We start from the raw sequence: 19083 nt of genomic DNA, 5'->3' as shown, positions 1-19083 counted from the left end.
TCCCCGGGCGGTACGGAACGAGAGGCGGGCCAGGCGTGACGAGCGCGAAACGGGACGGGACACCGGCCGACGAGGCGGAGCGGACCGCGGCGGAACCGTCCGCCGCGGCCGGGCCCTCCTGCGCGGCGGCCGTCCGGAGGCCCGGGCGGCCGCGCAACGAAGCACTGGAGTCCACGATCATCGAGAGCGTGCTGGACCTCCTGGAGCGCGACGTCCCGCTCGCCGACCTGTCGATGGAGCGCATCGCCAGGGAGGCGGGCGTGGGCAAGGCTACGGTGTACCGGCGCTGGTCCGGCAAGACCGACCTGATGCTCGACGTCATGCGCTCGCTGGAGGAGGAGAACCCCGAGCTGCCCGGGGAGTCGGTCCGCGACGACCTGGTGTCGCTGCTGGAGTTTCTGCGCCGCCGCGGCCTGGCCAAGCGGAACTCCGCTCTGATGCGGACGGTGATCACCCAGGTCAAGGCGCAGCCCGAGCTGTGGCGTGAGTACCACGACACGGTCGTCCAGGCGCGCCGTGACGCGCTGCTGGCCGTCCTGCGGCGCGGGATCGCCGGCGGCGAGATCCGCGGGGACTGCGACATCGACGTCCTCGCCGACCTCTTCGTGGCGCCGATGCTCTCCCGGGCGCTGCTGCACGAGTGGAAGGAACTGCCCGAGGGGCTCGCCGAGCAGATCGTCGACACGGTCCTGGACGGGGTGCGCCCGCGTACGTGAGCCCCGGGGTACCGGCCGTGCAGGGGCGGCTACGGGACGGCCCGGGGCGGCCTTGCGGTCCCTACCGGGCGGCGTTGCGGTCCGTCCCGGGCGGCAGGCAGAATGATCTTCCCGCGCCCGAATCCGCGCCCGAATCCGACCGCTCCATGAGCGCTTCATGCCCGTTCTGTCACAGCACCTGTCGGTGCGGGCGGCCGCGGAACTCCTGGCCAGTCGTGCATCGTCCCCTGAGGGGACAGCACAGGCTGAGCGTCGCCTATGGTCGAAGGCCCTAGGGTCGGTGGCCAGGCGGGGCGCACGAAGTACGGCAGTGAGGGCATCGGGATGACGCAGGCGTACATGTCGGAGGCGGGCCGGGGCGCGGACCCCGACGGGACCGGCCGCCGGACGGGCCGTCTGTCCGGCTGGTGGCGTCGCGAGGGCATGTGGCGGCGCGGGATCGTGCTCGCGGCGCTCGCCGTGGTGCTCGGCCTGCTGATGGTCCTGCACGCCGACGTCCCCAATTCGGTGGGCAATCTCGGCAGCCTGCTGGAGACCTTCCTGCCGTGGGTGGGGCTGGGCGTTCCGGTGCTGCTCGTCGCGGCCCTGCTGCGGCGCTCGGCGACCGCGCTGGTCGCACTCGTGCTGCCGGCGGTCGTCTGGGCGAACCTCTTCGCCGGGCAGCTCACCGACAAGTCCGGCAACGCCGGCAATCTGACGGTGGCCACGCACAACGTCGACGCGGCGAACACCGACCCGGCCGGCACGGCCCGCCAGGTCGCCTCCTCCGGGGCCGACGTGATCGCGCTGGAGGAGCTGACCGCCGAGGCGCTGCCCGAGTACCGCGCGGCGCTGGCGAAGCAGTACCCGTACCGCACGGTCCAGGGCACGGTCGGCGTGTGGAGCAAGTACCCGCTCTCCGACGCCCGCCCGGTGGACATCAAGATGGGCTGGACGCGGGCCCTGCGCGCCACGGTCACCGCGCCCGACGGGCAGCGGGTCGCGGTCTACGCGGCGCACCTGCCCTCGGTCCGGGTGAAGGTCAAGGCCGGGTTCACCGCGAACCAGCGGGACCGGAGTGCCGCGGCGCTGGGCGAGGCCATCGCGCAGGAGCGGCTGTCCAAGGTCGTGCTGCTCGGCGACCTGAACGGCACGATGAACGACCGGTCGCTGGCCCCGGTCACGGCGCAGATGCGGTCGGCGCAGGGCGCGGCCGGTGACGGCTTCGGCTTCAGCTGGCCGGCCGCTTTCCCGATGGCCCGGATCGACCAGATCATGGTCAAGGGCGTGGACCCGGCGTCGGCGTGGACGCTGAGGTCGACGGGCAGCGATCACCTTCCGCTGGCGGCGTCCTTCAAGATCTGAGCCGTCGGCGACGGCGAGAGGCCGCGGGGCGGGACCACGGGAGTGGTCCCGCCCCGCGGTGTTTCCCTCATTTTTCCCTCTTCCGGGGCCGGGACTTGTCCCCGTAACGCCCTGTTCGCGCGCAGGAATGAAAACCCTGAGAGACTTTGTTCCCGGATAGAACTTAACGCTGTCCCTGTCTCGCGCGCGCCACCGTGGGCGCGCCTCCCTTTGATCCCGAAAGGTCACACATGCCCTTGGCTCTGCTCGCGCTCGCGATCTCGGCCTTCGGTATCGGCACCACCGAGTTCGTGATGATGGGCCTGCTGCCCAACGTCGCGGACGACCTGGGCACCTCCGTGCCCACCGCCGGCTACCTCGTCTCCGCCTATGCCATCGGTGTCGTCATCGGCGCCCCGCTGCTGACCGCGCTCGGCTCGCGCATCCCCCGCAAGCGGATGCTGCTGCTCATGATGGCGGTCTTCACGGCCGGCAACCTCGCGTCCGCGCTCGCCCCGAACTTCGGCATGCTCGTCGCGGGCCGGCTGCTGGCCGGTCTGCCGCACGGTGCGTTCTTCGGTGTCGGCGCGGTCGTCGCGGCCCGGCTGGTGAAGGAGGGCCGCCAGGCCCGCGCGGTCGCCACGATGTTCCTCGGTCTGACCGTGGCCAACATCGTCGGCGTGCCCGCCGCGACCCTGCTCGGCCAGCACCTCGGCTGGCGCGCGACCTTCCTGGTCGTCGCCGCCATCGGGCTGATCGCCATGGCCTCGCTGGCCAAGCTCGTCCCGCACGTACCGCGCGACGAGCAGAACGGCGTGCGGCAGGAGATCCGGGCCCTCGGCAACCGCCAGGTGCTGCTCGGCCTGCTCACCGCGGTCTTCGGCTTCGCCGGCGTGTTCGCCGTCTACAGCTACCTCGCCTCGATGATGACCAAGGTCACCGGCTTCGGCGAGGGGACCGTCCCCGTCGTGCTCGCCCTCTTCGGCATCGGTATGACCCTCGGCGCGCTCGCCGCGGGCCCGCTGACCGACCGGGCGCTGCGCCCGACGCTGTTCGGCGCGCTCGGAGCCCTCGCCGTCACCCTCGTCGTCTTCGACTTCACCGTGCACGTGAAGTGGGCGGCGCTGGTCACGGTCGTGATCCTGGGTGCGGTCGGCTTCATGACCACCACACCCCTCCAGATGCTGGTGATGAACAAGGCCGAGCACGCCCCGACGCTCGCCTCCGCGTCCAACCACTCCGCGTTCAACCTCGCGAACGCGGGCGGTGCCTGGCTCGGCGGCGTCGCGATTGCCGCGGACTGGGGCTGGACCTCCCCGACCCTGGTCGGCGCGGTCCTGGCGGTCGTCGGCCTCTCCATCGCGGTGACGGCCGCTCTGATGGACCGCTCGCCGAACCGGTCCCGCATCGTTGCCACCAGTGACGACAAGGCCCGGCACGAACCCGCCCGGCTCGGCTGAGCCAGGCGGTCCGGACGACCCGGCCGGCAGGGCGCCCCCGTGGCGTCCTGCCGGCCGTTTCCGTATCCGTCGCGGTCGAGGCCGTTTCCGTTCCCGGCGGCGATCACCGCGGCAGTACCGGCTCCACGCCCTCGGGCAGGACCGGGGGCTGTCCCGTGGTCCAGATCGCCTCGACGGACATCCGGGAGATCCGCCAGCCGTCGTCCGTGCGGCGCAGCTGCGCGTCGTAGCGGCCGCCCACGGTGAACAGGGGGTCGGCGTCCGGGCCGCGCCGCTCCAGGGTGGCGGGGTGGTGCACATGGGTCATCAGCGCGTTCCAGGACGCGGTGGCCGTTCCCGAGGCGGCGTCGGCGTCGACGAGGACGTCGGCGGAGACGTGCTGGGTCCGGGCGAACCGCCCGATCGCCTCCTCGGTGTGGCGCACCGCGGCGGCGCCCTCCGCGAGGCCGATCGGCGTCACCGTACGGACGTCGTCGGTGACGTAGGCGCGGGCCCACCCCGCGTCGAACTTCCGCTCGTCCAGGGCGCGGAAGAAGCGGCTGACGAGCAGGGTGATCTCGGCATGATCCTGTGAAGTGGTCATGGCACGAGCCAACAGCCTCAAGTGCGCTTGAGGTCAAGCCCGTTCCGGAGGCCGAGCCCGTTCCGATACGCGGTGTCTCACCCCTCGCGCCACCGGTTGGTCACCGGCAGGCGGCGGTCCTTGCCGAAGCCCTTGGCGGAGATCTTGGTACCCGGCGGGTACTGCCGGCGCTTGTACTCGGCCGCGTCGACCAGCCGCAGGACACGGGTCACCAGCTCCGGGGCGAAGCCGCGGGCGATGATCTCCTGATGGCCGAGGTCCCGGTCGACGTACAGGTCCAGGATCGCGTCGAGCGTCGGATAGTCGGGCAGCGAGTCGGTGTCGACCTGACCGGGGCGCAGCTCGGCGCTGGGCGGCTTGGTGATCGAGTTCTCCGGGACGGGCGGTGTCTCGCCGCGCTCCGCTGCCGCCTGGTTGCGCCACTTCGCGAGCTGGAAGACGGTCGTCTTGTAGACGTCCTTGATCGGGCCGTACGCGCCCACGGAGTCGCCGTAGAGCGTCGAGTAGCCGCACGCCAGCTCGGACTTGTTGCCGGGGGCCAGGACGAGGTGGCCCTCCTGGTTGGAGATCGCCATGAGCGTCGTGCCGCGGATGCGGGACTGCAGGTTCTCCTCGGCCAGGCCGGTGAGCGGGAGGGACTGCATGTAGGCATCGAACATGGGCCCGATGGGGACCGTGCGGTAGTGCAGCCCCGTGCGGCGGGCCAGTTCGGCGGCGTCGTCCTGGGAGTGCTGGGAGGAGTACCGGGACGGCATGGAGACGCCGTACACCTGCGCAGCTCCGAGGGCGTCGACGGCGACGGCCGCGACCAGCGCCGAGTCGATGCCGCCGGACAGCCCGATGACGACGCTGCGGAAGCCGTTCTTGGTGACGTAGGCGCGCAGGCCCATGACCAGCGCGCCGTAGATCTCCTCGGACGCGTCCAGGCGGGGGGCCGGGGCGGGCGGCGACAGCGCTTCGTACGGCGGCAGCGGGTCGGCGGAGAGGGTGACGTGGTCGATGCGGAGGCCGTCGTCCACGACGCCGGACGGCGGTTCCGCCGCGGCGGCCGGCAGGTCCAGATCGAGGAGCAGGCACTCCTCGGTGAACTGCGGGGCCCGGGTCAGCACCTCGCCGTGCGCGTCGACCACGATCGAGTCGCCGTCGAAGACCAGGTCGTCCTGGCCGCCGGTCATCGCCAGGTACGCCGTCGTGCAGCCGGCCTCCTGGGCGCGCTTGCGCACCAGCTCCAGCCGGGTGTCGTCCTTGTCCCGCTCGTAGGGGGAGGCGTTGACGGACAGCAGCAGGCCGGCGCCCGCCGTACGGGCCGCCGGGACCCGGCCGCCGTCCTGCCACAGGTCCTCGCAGATGGCGAGGGCGATGTCGACGCCGTGCACCCGGACGAGGGGGAGGGTGTCGCCGGGCACGAAGTACCGGTACTCGTCGAAGACGCCGTAGTTGGGCAGGTGGTGCTTGGCGAAGGTGAGCGCCACCCGGCCGCGGTGCAGCACGGCGGCGGCGTTCTGCGGGGCGCCGGCGGGCCGTCCGTACCGGGGCCGGGCCTGCTCGCAGCGGTCCAGGTAGCCGGTGACGACGGCGGTCCCGCCGAGGCCCTCGTCGGCCAGCCGGGCGGCGAGGGCGCGCAGCGCGTCGCGGCTCGCCTCGACGAAGGAGGGCCGCAGCGCGAGGTCCTCCACGGGATAGCCGGTCAGCGCCATCTCGGGGAACGCGGCCAGGTGCGCTCCCCGTCCGGCGGCTTCCCGGGTCCGGCGCACGATCGTTTCGGCGTTCCGCGCGATGTCACCCACGCAGAAGTCCGCCTGATGCAGAGCGAGTCGAAGTCGGGGCACGCGGCCGAGTGTAATCGTCGCACTGACGTTATAGGGGGCGCCGGCGTTTCGGGGGTGTTGCCGGAGCGGTTCCCCGCACCTCCGGTGCGGGGATCCGCGGGCGCCGGCGGCCTACTTGCGGTAGCCGAGGACCGTCATCATCCCGGACTCCGAGTGGTAGACGTTGTGGCAGTGGAGCATCCACAGGCCCGGGTTGTCGGCGTCGAAGTCGGCGTGCACGGTCTCACCGGGCAGCACGATCGCGGTGTCCTTGCGCGGGCCGCTGCCGCCGCCCAGCGCGAAGGTGTGGCCGTGCAGGTGCATCGGGTGCCACATCGTGGTCCGGTTGCGGAAGGAGAGCCGTACGCGTTCCCCCGCACGGACCGGGTAGCGCTGGTCGGGGTCGTACGGCAGCCGGTTGAGCGCCCAGTCGTACTTCGCCATCGAACCCGTGAGGTCGAACGTCACGGTGCGGTCCGGCGTGCGCGACCGCAGCCGTACGGACGGACCGGCCTTCAGGCGGTCCGCGGTCAGCAGCTTGCCGGACAGCTCGGCGGGGCGTACGGAGGCGTCGGGCGCGGCGCCGCCGCCGGTGCGCAGCACGGCCAGCCCGGTGCGCTTCTTGCCCTCGGCGAGCGCGGTGAGCGGGAAGGCGCCGTCCCCGGCCGTGACCAGCACGTCGTAGCGCTCACCCATGCCCAGCAGCAGCGCGTCGGTGTCCTGGTGCGCCACGGGGAAGCCGTCGGTGTGGGTGACCGTCATCGCGTGGCCGCCGAGCGCAACCCGGAAGGCGGTGTCGCCGCCCGCGTTGATCAGGCGGATGCGGATGCGGTCGCCCGGCCGGGCCCTGAACGTCTGCGGGTCCGTCGCCGTACGCCCGTTGACCAGGTAGTACGGGTACGCCACATCGCCCGCGTCACCGCCGAGCAGCTTGCTGGTGGCGCCCATCGTCATCCGGGAGGGGCCGTCACCCGCCGCGGCCGCCGTCTTCGACGTCATCGACATGGCCGACATGTCGTGGCCCATGTCACCGTGGTCCATGTCACCGTGGTCCATGCCGCCCATGCCCTTGCGGAGTTCGGCGAGCACGGCGTCCGGGGTGGAGCCGTCCACCCCGTCGACCCAGTCGTCCAGGACGACGACCCACTCCTTGTCGTACTTCAGCGGCTCCTTGGGGTCCTCGACGATCAGCGGCGCGTACAGGCCCCGGTCCTGCTGGGTGCCCGAGTGCGGATGGAACCAGTACGTGCCGGGGTGGGCGGTGGTGAAGCGGTACTCGAACGACCCGCCGGGCCTGACGGCGCGCTGGGTGAGGTCCGGGACGCCGTCCATGTCGTTGCGGAGGGCGAGGCCGTGCCAGTGCATCGACGTGGCCTGCGGGAGGTGGTTGGCGAGGGTGAGGGCGAGGGTGTCGCCCGCGGTGGCCCGGATCTCCTTGCCGGGGAGCGCGTCGCCGTATGCCCAGCTGCGGACCGTACGGCCGCCGAGGTCGAGGCGGGTGGCGGCGGCGGTCAGGGCGACCTTCCGGACGGTGCCGCCCTTCCTGGCGCGGGCCTTCTCGGCCGCGGCGACCTCCTTGCCGTCGGGGGACACGAAGCCGTCGGGGCCCACGGGGCGGGCGACGGTCCGCCCGTCGGTGCCGGAGTGGCCGGAGTGGCCGGAGTGGCCCTTCCCGGACGTGGAGCCGGACGAACAGGCGGCGAGCAGGCTGCCGCCCGTGGCGGCGAGGCCGGCGCCGAGCACGGCGCGGCGGGTGTGCGTACGCATGGTGGAACACCTCGTGATGTGGTGCGGGTGGATGAGCAGGGCGCGCGGGCCGCTGACGGGTACGGCGGGGAGCCGGTACGGGTGTCGGCGGCCGGGCGCTGCTACACGCGCAGCACGGAGAGGCGGGCGAGGTGTTTGTGCCGGGGGAGGGGGCGGCGGTATCGGCCACAGGGCACGCAGCAGGCGGGCCGGCGCCGCGGCGGACAGCCCGGCGGGGCGCCGCCGGACGAGCAGTCCGGCGGCGGTCAGCAGCGCGAGCGTCCCGACGGAGAGCACGGCCAGGCAGACCGATCCGGGGTCCATGCCGTGCGGGCCGGGTGCGGAGGCGTGGCCGTGGGCGTGCTCGGCGCGGGCGTGCTCGGCGTGGGCGGGGGGAGGCTGCGCGGCGTCCATGGGGGCGGCGTGTGCCGCCCTCGGCGCGGCGCCCTCCCCGTGCTGCATCGGGTGCCCGAACGTGTGCATGGTGACGATGCCCGCCACCAGCGCCGCGAACAGCAGCAGCCGGCCGCACCAGGCGGCGGCCTTCCGCTGTGCGCGCATCGGGGGCTCCCGCGGGGGCAGGGGTACGGACGGACGGACCTACCGCAGCACCTTACCCCCACGGGGTATGGAAGCGCGTCCGGGGCTCAGCTCCCCTGTGCTTGGTGGTAGAGGTTCTTCGCGTCGTCGCCGAAGTACGGCCCGAACATCACGTTGGGCAGGAAGGTGTAGCCGAAGCTGTTCACCGATGACTGCAGGCCGGTGCCGGTCGTCTCGTCGAACGACTCGAACCACGGGCCGCCGCTGGAGCCGCCGGTCATGTTGCAGGTCAGCGCGTGGTCCTTGGTGAGCAGCGGGTCCTTGGTGCTGTTGCCGCTGCAGTAGATGAGCTTGCTGCCGTCGTACGGGTCGGCCGCCGGGTAGCCGAACGCGTACATCTTCTTGTTGTAGCCGGTGTTGAAGGCGACGCCCTGGCCGCCGACCACGTCAGTGAGCCGTTTGCCGTCGAGCGGGGCGACGACCGCGGCGCCGATGTCGTAGTTGATGTCCTCGCTCGCGGTCCACTGCGGGGTGGCGAGGGTCTTGGTCGCGGCCCACTTGCCGTGCGGGGCCTGGCCGTCGTGGTAGGCGGGCACGAAGACCCAGTTGGTGTGCCAGGCACCGTCCAGCTTCACGCAGTGCCCGGCGGTGAGGACCGTACTGCCGTTCTGGCTGGTCACCGCGTCGCCGGAGCAGGAGGCCTGGCGGCCCTGGTAGGTGAAGAACACCCGGCCGGTGGTCCGGACGACCTTGCCGCCGCCGGTCCACGGGGCACCGGCCTGCGGGAACGCCTTCAGGGAGGGCAGGCGCACGGACGGCAGCGGCAGGGTGGGCGCGACGGTCGTCTTCTTGCCGCGCGGTATCGCGTCCGCCGTGGCGCGGGCCGCCGTTCCGGTGAGCTTCTTGCGCACGCCGGACAGCAGGTCCAGCGGTTTCGCGGCGCGCATGCGGTCGGCGGTCCAGTAGGCGGCCGCCTTCTTCGCGTCGTGCTTCTTCGTGTCCTGCTTCTTCGTGTCCTGGACGGAAGCGGCCGGTGCGGAGCCGGGCCGGTCGGCCGCGGTGGCCGGTGCCGCGAGTGCCGTGGCGCCGAGCGCGCCGGCGGCGAACAGTGCCGCAACGGTTCTGCAGGCCGTGCGGGCGGCCGTGCGGGAGCGGTGGCGCCGGTCGGTGCCGGCGTCCTGGGCGGTGTGTCTCACGCGTACCCCCTGGTGCGATGGCCACGCGGGTGCCGCGGGCCACGACGTACGGGCCGCCGGCCGGCGGCCCGGAGCGGAGCGGGCGGTGCGGATCAGCGCTGCGCGCGGTGCGGAGGACAGCGCCGTGCAGAGGCAGGGTCCCACCGCCCTGGCGTCGCTGTCAGGGGCGCGTCAAGGGTTTGGCCGGAACGGCAGGGGACCGCGAAACCCCGTGCGTCCCCCGGGCCTGCCCGAAGGGGCCGCGACAACGTAATGTGACGGTAACCCCCGCACGCGATACTGGCGTGCCGCGCCCCGCCCCGGGGCAAGGGCGTGGACAGGCCGTTCGACCTGCAAGGATTGGTGAACATGGACAAGCAGCAGGAGTTCGTGCTCCGCACGCTGGAGGAGCGCGACATCCGCTTCGTACGGCTGTGGTTCACCGATGTGCTCGGTTTCCTGAAGTCGGTCGCGGTGGCCCCCGCCGAGCTGGAGCAGGCCTTCGACGAGGGCATCGGCTTCGACGGTTCGGCCATCGAGGGCTTCGCGCGGGTCTACGAGTCCGACATGATCGCCAAGCCGGACCCCGGCACCTTCCAGATCCTGCCGTGGCGCGCCGAGGCCCCGGGCACCGCCCGGATGTTCTGCGACATCCTGATGCCGGACGGCTCCCCGTCGTACGCCGACCCGCGCTACGTCCTCAAGCGCATCCTGGCCAAGACCTCCGACCTCGGGTTCACCTTCTACACCCACCCCGAGATCGAGTTCTTCCTGCTCAAGGACAAGCCGGTGGACGGCGGCCGGCCGACCCCCGCCGACTCCTCCGGCTACTTCGACCACACCCCGCAGAACGTGGGCATGGACTTCCGGCGCCAGGCGATCACGATGCTGGAGTCGATGGGCATCTCGGTGGAGTTCAGCCACCACGAGGGCGCCCCGGGCCAGCAGGAGATCGACCTCCGGTACGCCGACGCGCTGTCCACCGCCGACAACATCATGACCTTCCGGCTCGTCATGAAGCAGGTCGCGCTGGAGCAGGGCGTGCAGGCGACCTTCATGCCGAAGCCGTTCTCGGAGTTCCCCGGCTCCGGCATGCACACCCACCTCTCGCTCTTCGAGGGCGACCGCAACGCCTTCCACGAGTCGGGCGCCGAGTACCAGCTCTCCAAGGTCGGCCGGTCCTTCATCGCGGGCCTGCTGCGGCACGCGGCGGAGACCTCCGCGATCACCAACCAGTGGGTGAATTCCTACAAGCGGATCTGGGGCGGCGCCAACCGCCCGGCGGGCGCCGGCGGCGAGGCCCCCTCGTACATCTGCTGGGGTCACAACAACCGCTCGGCACTGATCCGGGTCCCCATGTACAAGCCCGGCAAGATGGGCTCGACCCGGGTCGAGGTGCGCTCCATCGACTCCGGTGCCAACCCCTACCTGACGTACGCGGTGCTGCTGGCCGCCGGACTCAAGGGCATCGAGGAGGGGTACGAACTCCCCGCCGGCGCCGACGACGACGTGTGGGCCCTGTCGGATGCCGAGCGGCGCGCGCTGGGCATCGAGCCGCTGCCGCAGAACCTCGGCGAGGCCATCTCCCTCATGGAGCGCAGCGAACTCCTCGCGGAGACCCTCGGCGAGCACGTCTTCGACTTCTTCCTGCGCAACAAGAAGCAGGAATGGGAGGAGTACCGCTCCGAGGTCACCGCCTTCGAGCTGCGCAAGATGCTGCCCGTGCTCTAGCGGCGCCGACGCCGCGCATTCATCTGAAAAACCGATCCGGCAGGTTCTCCGAGAGGCAACCGCCCGATGGCACTTCCCGCTCCGCAGGGACGGCGGAGCAGCACGTTCACCCGGCTGCTGCGGTACGGATTCACCGACCCGCAGGCAGCCGGGAAGCTGCTGGACGCCCCCGAACTGTCCTCCGTACGGTCCGACTCGGTGCTCCTCGAAGCGCTCGGGGCCACCGCCGACCCGGACCAGGCGCTCAGAGAGCTCGTCCGGCTGGCCGAGGCGCAGCCGCAGGAGGACCAGCAGCGGCTGCTCTCCACGCTGGTGGCCGCCAAGCCGCTGCGGGACCGGCTGCTGGGCGTGCTGGGCGCCTCCGAGGCGCTCGCCGACCACCTCGTACGGCACCCCAGGGACTGGGAGACGCTGGCCACGTACGAGTCGGTCGACCTGCACCCCACCACCCCGGAGTTCGAGCAGGCGCTCGCCGAGGGCATCTGGGGCGAGCGGGGCGCGAAACTGTCCCGCGAGGACGCGCTGCGGGTCGCGTACCGCCGCGCGCTGCTGGGCATCGCGGCCCGTGACGTCTGCGGCACGACGGACGTGGCGCAGACCGCTGCCGAGCTGGCGGACCTGGCCACGGCCACGGTGCGGGCCGCACTGGAGATCGCCTCCGAGGAGCAGCCCGGGGACGCGGCCGTCAGCCGGCTCGCCGTCATCGGCATGGGCAAGTGCGGCGGCCACGAGCTGAACTACGTCTCCGACGTGGACGTCATCTTCGTCGCCGAGCCCAAGGACGGCGTCGAGGAGTCCGACGCGCTGCAGGCCGCCACCCGGCTCGCGGCGCGCATGATGCGGGTCTGCTCCGACGTCACGCCCGAGGGCACGATCTGGCCCGTCGACGCCAACCTCCGCCCCGAAGGCCGCAACGGCCCCCTCGTGCGCACCCTCAGCAGCCACCTCGCGTACTACCAGCGCTGGGCCAAGACCTGGGAGTTCCAGGCACTGCTGAAGGCCCGGACGGTGGCCGGCGACCCGGAGCTGGGGCAGGAGTACGTCGACGCGGTCACCCCGCTGGTCTGGCAGGCCGCCGAGCGCGAGAACTTCATCACCGACGTACGGCAGATGCGCCGCCGGGTCGTCGCCAACATCCCCGCCGGCCAGGTCGACCGCGAGCTCAAGCTCGGCCCCGGCGGCCTGCGGGACGTGGAATTCGCCGTGCAGCTGCTCCAGTTGGTGCACGGCCGCAGTGACGCCACGCTGCGCAGCGCCACCACGCTCGACGCGCTGAAAGCCCTCGCGGCCGGCGGCTACGTGGGCCGCCAGGACGCCGCGGCGCTGGACAAGGCGTACCGCTTCCTGCGCTCCCTGGAGCACCGCATCCAGCTGCACAAGCTGCGCCGTACGCACCTGATGCCGGAGGACGAGCACGAACTGCGCAGGCTCGCCCGTTCGCTCGGCATGCGCACCGAGCCCGTCGACACCCTCCGCAAGGAGTGGAAGTGGCACGCGCGCGAGGTGCGCCGGCTGCACGAGAAGCTGTTCTACCGCCCGCTGCTCGACGCCGTCGCCGTACTGGACCCGGGCGAGATCCGGCTCTCCGCGAAGGCCGCCGGGCAGCGCCTGGAGGCACTGGGGTACGAGGACCCGGTCGCCGCACTGCGCCACCTGGAGGCGCTGGCCTCCGGCGTCACCCGCAAGGCCGCCATCCAGCGGACCCTGCTGCCGGTGCTGCTGGGCTGGTTCGCCGACTCCGCCGATCCGGACGCGGGGCTGCTCGGCTTCCGCAAGGTCTCCGACGCGCTCGGCAACACGCCCTGGTACCTGCGCCTGCTGCGTGACGAGGGCGCGGCGGCGGAGAACCTGGCGCGGGTGCTGTCGGCCGGCCGGCTCGCCCCCGACCTGCTGCTGCGCGCCCCCGAAGCGGTGGCGCTGCTCGGCGCGCCGGACGGGCTCAAGCCGCGTGGCCGGGCCGCGCTGGAGCAGGAGGTGCTGGCCGCCGTCGGCCGCGCGGACGGCGCGGAGCAGGCGGTGGCGGCGGCCCGCGGAGTGCGCCGCCGTGAGCTGTTCCGCACCGCGGCCGCCGACCTGATCGGCGCGTACGGTACGGAGGCCAGCCCCGCCGAGGAGGACCACGGGCAGGCCGTGGACGCCGTGGGCTCGGCGCTCTCCGACCTGAACGCCGCGACGGTCGCGGGCGCGCTGCGGGCCGCGGTGCGCGAGCAGTGGGGCGACACCCTGCCGACCCGCTTCGCCGTGATCGGCATGGGCCGCTTCGGCGGCCACGAGCTGAACTACGGCTCGGACGCGGACGTGCTGTTCGTGCACGAGCCGCGGGAGGGCGCCGACGAGCAGGAGGCCGCCAAGGCCGCGTTCGCGGTGGCCAACGAGATGCGCCGGCTGCTCCAGCTGCCCTCCGCCGACCCGCCGCTGCTGATCGATGCCGATCTGCGCCCGGAGGGCAAGACGGGCCCGCTGGTGCGCTCGCTCGCCTCCTACGCCGCGTACTACCGCCGCTGGTCGCTGACCTGGGAGGCCCAGGCGCTGCTGCGGGCCGAGCCGGTCGCGGGCGACGAGGCGGTCGGGCGGCGGTTCATCGAGCTGGCCGACCCGCTCCGCTACCCGCGCGAGGGGCTGAGCGAGGATGCGGTGCGCGAGATCCGCCGGCTCAAGGCCCGGATGGAGTCCGAGCGGCTGCCGCGCGGCGCCGACCCGACGATGCACACCAAGCTGGGGCGCGGCGGCCTGAGCGACGTGGAGTGGACGGTCCAGCTGCTCCAGATGCGGCACGGCCACGAGCTGCCGGAGCTGCGCACCACCCGGACCCGGGTGGCGCTGGCCGCGGCGCGCGCCGCCGGGCTGATCGGCGAGGACGAGGCCCGGACGCTGGACGAGGCCTGGGTACTGGCCACGCGCGTGCGGAACGCGGTGATGCTGGTACGCGGCCGGCCCGGCGACACGTTCCCGGGCGATGCCCGGGAGCTGGCCGCGGTCGGGCGCTACCTCGGGTACGAGGAGGGGCACGTCGGGGAGATGCTGGACGACTACCGGCGGACCACCCGGCGGGCGCGCGGCGTCGTCGAGGAGTTGTTCTACGGGGCCTGACGCGGGCCGGTTCTCAGCAGCTCCCGGCAGTGACCGAGGAAGCCCGCCAGGGTCAGGTCGAAGGCCTGGTCGGCGCGGGAGGGGCCGGTGGCGGCCTGGGCCGTGGCCAGCCGGGGGACCTCGACGCCCGCGCTGACGTCCCACATGGTGTCCGGCGCCGACATGTCCAGGGCCGAGCCCAGCACGATGTTGTCCAGGCCGGTGATGACCGGCAGGACGAGGGACGGGGCGAAGCCCGCCGCCAGCAGCAGCCCGGCCACGGTCTCGTACTGCGCGAGCACGCGCGGCGCGCGCACCGGTGAGGTCATGAGCATCGGGATGGCACGCGGATGGGCGGCGAACGCCGCCCGGTAGGAGCGCGCCCAGCTCTCCAGGGCCACGTCCCAGGCCACGCCGTCCAGCGTGCCCGGGTCGATCTCGTCGGTGATCCGCTCCCGCAGCAGTTCGATCACGCCGGCCCGGCCGTCCACATGGTGATACACCGAGGCGGTCTGCACGCCGAGCCTGCGGGCCACCTCCGGCACGCTGAAGTCGCCTTTGTCGTCGACGAGTTCGAGCGCCGTCGCGCCGATGCGCTCCCGGTCCAGCAGGGCCTTCCGCGGCCGCCCCATCTCTGATCTCCCGCCCGTGAGGTCTTCCGGAATCGTACGGCGGCGGCTACATTACCGAAAACCGAAAGGCTTTAGGTTTTCGCCCGCGGTCAAGCTGCCGTTCCACCCGCGTTCGTGCCGGACCGCCCACCCCCTCTCCCGCAGCAGAAGGGCAGGAGCGCATGGCCGTAGAGTCCGGGGCCCGCGACGGGTCGCCGCAGCACACCGCACCCCCACCCCGCGAGGGCGCCGCCGACCTGCGCAAAGGCACCCTCGGCGTCGCCGACATCGCCTTCTTCGTGATCTCCGCAGCGGCCCCGCTCACCGTCATGGCCGGCGTCGCGCCGCTCGCCATCGGCGTCGGGGGCATCGGCGCGCCGGTCGGCTACCTCCTCGCCGGCGCCACCCTCGCCCTCTTCGCGGTCGGCTTCACCGCCATGACCCGGCACGTCCGGCACGGCGGCGGCTTCTACGCCTTCATCACCCGGGGCCTGGGCCGCCCGGCCGGCTTCGGCGCCGCGACGCTGGCCCTGCTCGCCTACAACGGCATGCAGATCGGCGTCTACGGCCTGCTCGCCACCGGCACCCAGGACGCGCTGGAGGCGCTGTGGGGCGTCCACGTGCCCTGGCCGGTGATCGCGCTCGGCGGCGTGTTCGTCATCTGGTACCTGGGCTACCGCTCCATCGACTTCGGCGCGAAGGTGCTCGGCGTCCTGCTGGTCGCCGAGACCGGCATCCTCGTGCTGCTGGCCGGCGGGGTGCTGCTGGACGGCGGCGCCGAGGGCCTGGCACTGGACTCCTTCACGCCCGGCAACGTCCTCGTGCCCGGCACCGGCGCGGTCCTCGCCTTCGCCTTCGCCGCGTTCACCGGCTTCGAGTCCACCGCCATCTACCGCCGCGAGGCCCGCGACCCGGGCCGCACCCTCCCGCGCGCCACCTACATCGCCGTGGCGTTCCTCGGTCTCTTCTACGCGTTCAGCGTCTGGATCGTCATCCAGGCGTACGGCGGTACGAAGGTCCTGAAGGCGGTCGCCACCGACCCGGCGGGCCTCTTCTTCGCCGCCACCACGCACTACGTCGGGCCCTGGGCCGCCGACCTGATGCACGTCTTCATCGTCACCAGCATCCTCGCCTCCCAGCTGGCCTTCCACAACGCGATCAACCGCTACGGGCTCGCGCTGTCCGAGGAGGGCGTGCTGCCGCCCCTGCTCGGCAAGGTGCACCCCAAGCACCGCTCCCCGTACGTCGCCGGGGTCCTCCAGAGCATCCTCGCGCTGCTGGTCGTCGCGGGCTTCGCGCTGGCCGGCGCGGACCCCTACCAGCAGCTGCTGCTGTGGATGAACACCCCCGGCATGATCGGCCTGCTGACGCTCCAGGCGGTCACCGCCGTGGCCGTGCCCTGCTTCTTCCGCCGCATCCGGCACACCGAGGGCCGCTGGCGCACCTGGATCGCGCCGGCCGCCGCGACCGTGCTGATGGCGGGTGCCCTCTGGCTGGTCGTCGACAGGATCGACCTGATGACCGCGGCGCCGTTCGCGACCAACGCCGCGCTGGTCCTCACCGTCCCCGCCGCCTTCGCGGTCGGTCTGCTGCTCGCCCTGCGGATCCGGCGCAGCCGGCCCGAGGTGTACGCGGAGTTCGCCGCCGAGCCCGCCGAGCCCGCCGAGCCGGAGGCTCCCGCGCGGCACCCGGCCGGCTGACCGGCCGCCCGTACCGACCACCACCCGCACCGACCCCGTACCGCCCCTCCCGTAAGGAGACCGCAGTGTCCCAGCCCCTTCCCGCCGCCGACACCGTCCTGACCGGCGCCCGCGTCCGCACGCTCGACCCCGGACGCCCCTGGGCGGGTGCCGTCGCGGTCAAGGACGGCCGGATCGCGGCCGTCGGCGAGGAGCGGGACGTACGGGACTGGCGCGGTGCGCGCACCGAGGTCATCGACCTGGGCGGGGCCACCCTCACCCCCGGCCTGGTCGACGGGCACAGCCACCCCGTCTGGGGCGTGGAGATGTCCACCGGGCTCGACCTCTCCGGCTGCCGCGACCTGGCCGGGCTGCGGGACGCGCTGGCCGGTGCCGCGCGCACGGCGGACCGCGGCGGCTGGGTCCTGGCGTACGGCCTGGACCACAACGTCTTCGGCGGCCGGCCCGTGCACCGCGACCTCATCGAGCCCGCGCTCGGCGGGGTGCCCGCCTTCATCCGCCTCTACGACGGGCACTCCGCGCTGGCCACCGGGCCCGCGCTGGCCGCTGCGAAGATCGACGGGCCGCGCGCGTTCGACCAGCGCGCCGAGGTCGTCTGCGACGCCGACGGGCGGCCCACCGGGCACCTCGTCGAGCACGCCGCGATGGACCTGATGATGCCGGTGCTGCCCCGCCCGACGGCCGCCGAGCGGCGCGCCCGGCTGCTCACCCTGCTGCGCGGGATGGCCGCGACCGGCCTGACCGGCGCGCACGTCATGGACCTGGAGGGCCCGGACGTCCTGGACCTGCTGACCGGCATCGAGGACGGTGACGAGCTCCCCGTACGGCTGCGGATCGCGCCCTGGTGCATGCCGGGTGCGGACACCGAGGCCCTGGACCACCTGATCGCCCTCCAGGAGCGGGCCGGCCGGCACTGGCGGGTCGGCGGCGTGAAGTTCTTCATGGACGGCACCGTCGAAGGCGGCACGGCCTGGCTGGAGCACGCCGACTGCCACGGCCAGGGCACCGAGGCCTTCTGGCCGGACCCCGCCGCGTACACCCGCGCCGTCCACCACCTGGCCCGGGCCGGCGTACGGACCGCCACCCACGCCATCGGGGACGCCGCGGTCCGGCACGTGCTGGACACCGTCGAGGCGATGGACGACCCGGGACAGCGCGGACGGCACCGCATCGAGCACATCGAGACCGTGCCGGACGCGCAGCTGCCCCGGTTCGCCGCGCTCGGGGTGGCCGCCTCCATGCAGCCCACCCACACCGCCTACACCCGCGCCGACCACACCGACGAGTGGTCCAAGCGGGTGGGCGAGGAGCGCGCGGGCCGGGCGTGGCGGTGCCGGGACCTGCGGGATGCGGGCGCCGTGCTGGTCCTCGGTTCGGACTGGCCGATCGCCCACTACGACCTGCGGGGCGTGCTCGCGACGGCCCGGCTGCGGCGCCCCGCCGGCTCGCCGGAGACCGCGCCGGTCACCGTCGAGCAGGCGCTCACGGGAGAGATGGCACTGGAGGGCTGCACCTCGCACGCGGCGCTGGCGGTGGGCGAGGAGGGATACGCGGGGCGGATCGCACCGGGCTACCGGGCCGATCTCACCGCGCTCGGGGTGGACCCGGTGACGGCCCCGGCCGACGAGGTGGGCCAGGCGCCGGTCGCCCTGACGATGACCGGCGGACACGTCGTCCACCGCGCCTGACGCGGGCCCCGGCCGGGTGCCGGGGCGCTCTCACGCGCCGGACGGGCTCGGTTCCGACGGACGGGTCGGGGCCGGGCCCGGCCGGGGCAGCCGGGAGAGGGCGGTGCCGTACCACAGGCGGGCCACCGTGAAGGCGAACGCCAGGCAGAGCACGCCGCCCACCGCGTCCAGCCAGAAGTGGTTGGCGGTGGAGATGATCACCACCAGGGTCAGTACCGGGTACAGGACGCCCAGCGCACGCACCCAGGCCGCGCGCGCCAGCAGGGCGATGGTGACGCCGCACCACAAGGACCAGCCGATGTGCATCGAGGGCATCGCGGCGTACTGGTTGGACATGCTGGCCAGGTTGCCCGAGGCCATCGAACCCCACGTGTCGTGCACCAGCACCGTGTCGATGAAGTGCCCGCCGGGCATCAGGCGGGGCGGCGCGAGGGGGAAGAAGTAGTAACCGAGCAGGGCGACCGCGGTGGTGAGGAAGAGGACCAGGCGCGAGGCGGCGTAACGGCCGGGGTGGCGGCGGTAGAGCCAGACCAGGACCCCGACGGTCACGAGGAAGTGCAGGGTGGCGTAGTAGTAGTTCATCGCCACGATCAGCCACGTCACGGCGTTCATCGCGTGATTGACGGTGTGTTCGACGGCGATGCCGATGCTGTGCTCGGTGCGCCAGACCCAGTCGGCGTTCCGCAGCGCGGCGGCCTTCTGCTCGGGCACGGCGTTGCGGATCAGGGAGTACGTCCAGTAGCTGACCGCGATCAGCAGGATCTCGAACCACAGCCGAGGTCTGGCCGCGCCGCGCACCCGGGCCGCGGTCACCCGTCCACGCGGTGGTTCCGTGCGCTGCGGAGGGGGCGGCGGTGCGTCTCTCCGGTCCTCCAGGATCCTCGCCTTGGCATCACCCATAAGGCGACAGTCTGCCAGAAATCGGGGTAGACC

Annotated in this window: 13 protein-coding genes; 7 read left to right on the top strand and 6 right to left on the bottom strand. The window is 72.9% G+C overall.

Annotated elements, in window-relative coordinates:
* Window positions 1-35: 35 nt before the first annotated feature.
* From AAC944_RS11685 to AAC944_RS11675, 3 genes are all read left to right on the top strand, one after another.
* A complete protein-coding gene (locus AAC944_RS11685; protein WP_051871955.1) occupies window positions 36-716 on the top strand; it encodes a TetR/AcrR family transcriptional regulator in 681 nt (226 codons plus the stop codon).
* Between the two features lie 423 nt (window positions 717-1139).
* Window positions 1140-2060, top strand: a complete 921-nt coding sequence (locus AAC944_RS11680; protein WP_063759984.1) for an endonuclease/exonuclease/phosphatase family protein — start codon at window positions 1140-1142, stop codon at window positions 2058-2060.
* Between the two features lie 230 nt (window positions 2061-2290).
* Window positions 2291-3499, top strand: a complete 1209-nt coding sequence (locus tag AAC944_RS11675; RefSeq protein WP_030617842.1) for an MFS transporter — start codon at window positions 2291-2293, stop codon at window positions 3497-3499.
* Window positions 3500-3602: 103 nt separating this feature from the next.
* On the opposite strand, the gene AAC944_RS11670 is transcribed toward AAC944_RS11675, so the two are convergent.
* The 4 genes from AAC944_RS11670 to AAC944_RS11655 all read right to left on the bottom strand — a co-directional run bounded on the left by AAC944_RS11670 (window position 3603) and on the right by AAC944_RS11655 (window position 9372).
* Window positions 3603-4082, bottom strand: coding sequence for a nuclear transport factor 2 family protein (locus AAC944_RS11670; protein WP_030617840.1), 480 nt, complete (start codon window positions 4080-4082; stop codon window positions 3603-3605).
* 77 nt (window positions 4083-4159) lie between these two features.
* The gene (locus AAC944_RS11665) at window positions 4160-5911 is read right to left on the bottom strand and encodes an NAD+ synthase (protein ID WP_030617837.1); all 1752 of its coding nucleotides are present in this window, start codon (window positions 5909-5911) and stop codon (window positions 4160-4162) included.
* A 111-nt stretch (window positions 5912-6022) separates the two neighbouring features.
* On the bottom strand, window positions 6023-7657 hold the full coding sequence (locus tag AAC944_RS11660) for a multicopper oxidase family protein (protein WP_030617834.1): 1635 nt from the start codon (window positions 7655-7657) through the stop codon (window positions 6023-6025).
* A 626-nt stretch (window positions 7658-8283) separates the two neighbouring features.
* Window positions 8284-9372, bottom strand: coding sequence for a trypsin-like serine peptidase (locus AAC944_RS11655; RefSeq protein ID WP_078888690.1), 1089 nt, complete (start codon window positions 9370-9372; stop codon window positions 8284-8286).
* Between the two features lie 348 nt (window positions 9373-9720).
* On the opposite strand from AAC944_RS11655, the gene glnA reads away from it, so the two are divergent.
* Together glnA and AAC944_RS11645 are read left to right on the top strand one after the other, a co-directional pair.
* The gene (gene glnA, locus AAC944_RS11650) at window positions 9721-11082 is read left to right on the top strand and encodes a type I glutamate--ammonia ligase (RefSeq protein WP_030617823.1); all 1362 of its coding nucleotides are present in this window, start codon (window positions 9721-9723) and stop codon (window positions 11080-11082) included.
* A gap of 66 nt (window positions 11083-11148) precedes the next feature.
* Window positions 11149-14172 (top strand): bifunctional [glutamine synthetase] adenylyltransferase/[glutamine synthetase]-adenylyl-L-tyrosine phosphorylase, encoded by a 3024-nt coding sequence (locus AAC944_RS11645; protein ID WP_030617821.1) that lies wholly within the window; start codon window positions 11149-11151, stop codon window positions 14170-14172.
* Here AAC944_RS11645 and AAC944_RS11640 read toward each other — a convergent pair.
* Window positions 14160-14783, bottom strand: coding sequence for a TetR/AcrR family transcriptional regulator (locus tag AAC944_RS11640; RefSeq protein WP_030617819.1), 624 nt, complete (start codon window positions 14781-14783; stop codon window positions 14160-14162). The two genes, AAC944_RS11645 and AAC944_RS11640, sit on opposite strands and share 13 nt — an antisense overlap.
* Before the next feature lie 161 nt (window positions 14784-14944).
* Here AAC944_RS11640 and AAC944_RS11635 point away from each other — a divergent pair, with 161 nt between their 5' ends.
* Both AAC944_RS11635 and AAC944_RS11630 read left to right on the top strand, forming a co-directional pair.
* Window positions 14945-16462: an APC family permease gene (locus tag AAC944_RS11635; RefSeq protein ID WP_078888689.1), complete on the top strand. Its 1518-nt coding sequence runs from the start codon at window positions 14945-14947 to the stop codon at window positions 16460-16462.
* 65 nt (window positions 16463-16527) lie between these two features.
* On the top strand, window positions 16528-18150 hold the full coding sequence (locus AAC944_RS11630; RefSeq protein WP_030617811.1) for an amidohydrolase: 1623 nt from the start codon (window positions 16528-16530) through the stop codon (window positions 18148-18150).
* Window positions 18151-18180: 30 nt separating this feature from the next.
* Here AAC944_RS11630 and AAC944_RS11625 read toward each other — a convergent pair whose 3' ends face one another.
* The gene (locus tag AAC944_RS11625; protein WP_078888688.1) at window positions 18181-19050 is read right to left on the bottom strand and encodes a phosphatase PAP2 family protein; all 870 of its coding nucleotides are present in this window, start codon (window positions 19048-19050) and stop codon (window positions 18181-18183) included.
* Window positions 19051-19083 lie beyond the last annotated feature (33 nt).

The organism is Streptomyces sclerotialus (genome assembly GCF_040907265.1).
GTDB lineage: Bacteria > Actinomycetota > Actinomycetes > Streptomycetales > Streptomycetaceae > Streptomyces > Streptomyces sclerotialus.
The sequence above is the reverse complement of the archived record's forward strand: the minus strand, read 5'-3'. Positions and strand labels throughout refer to the sequence as shown.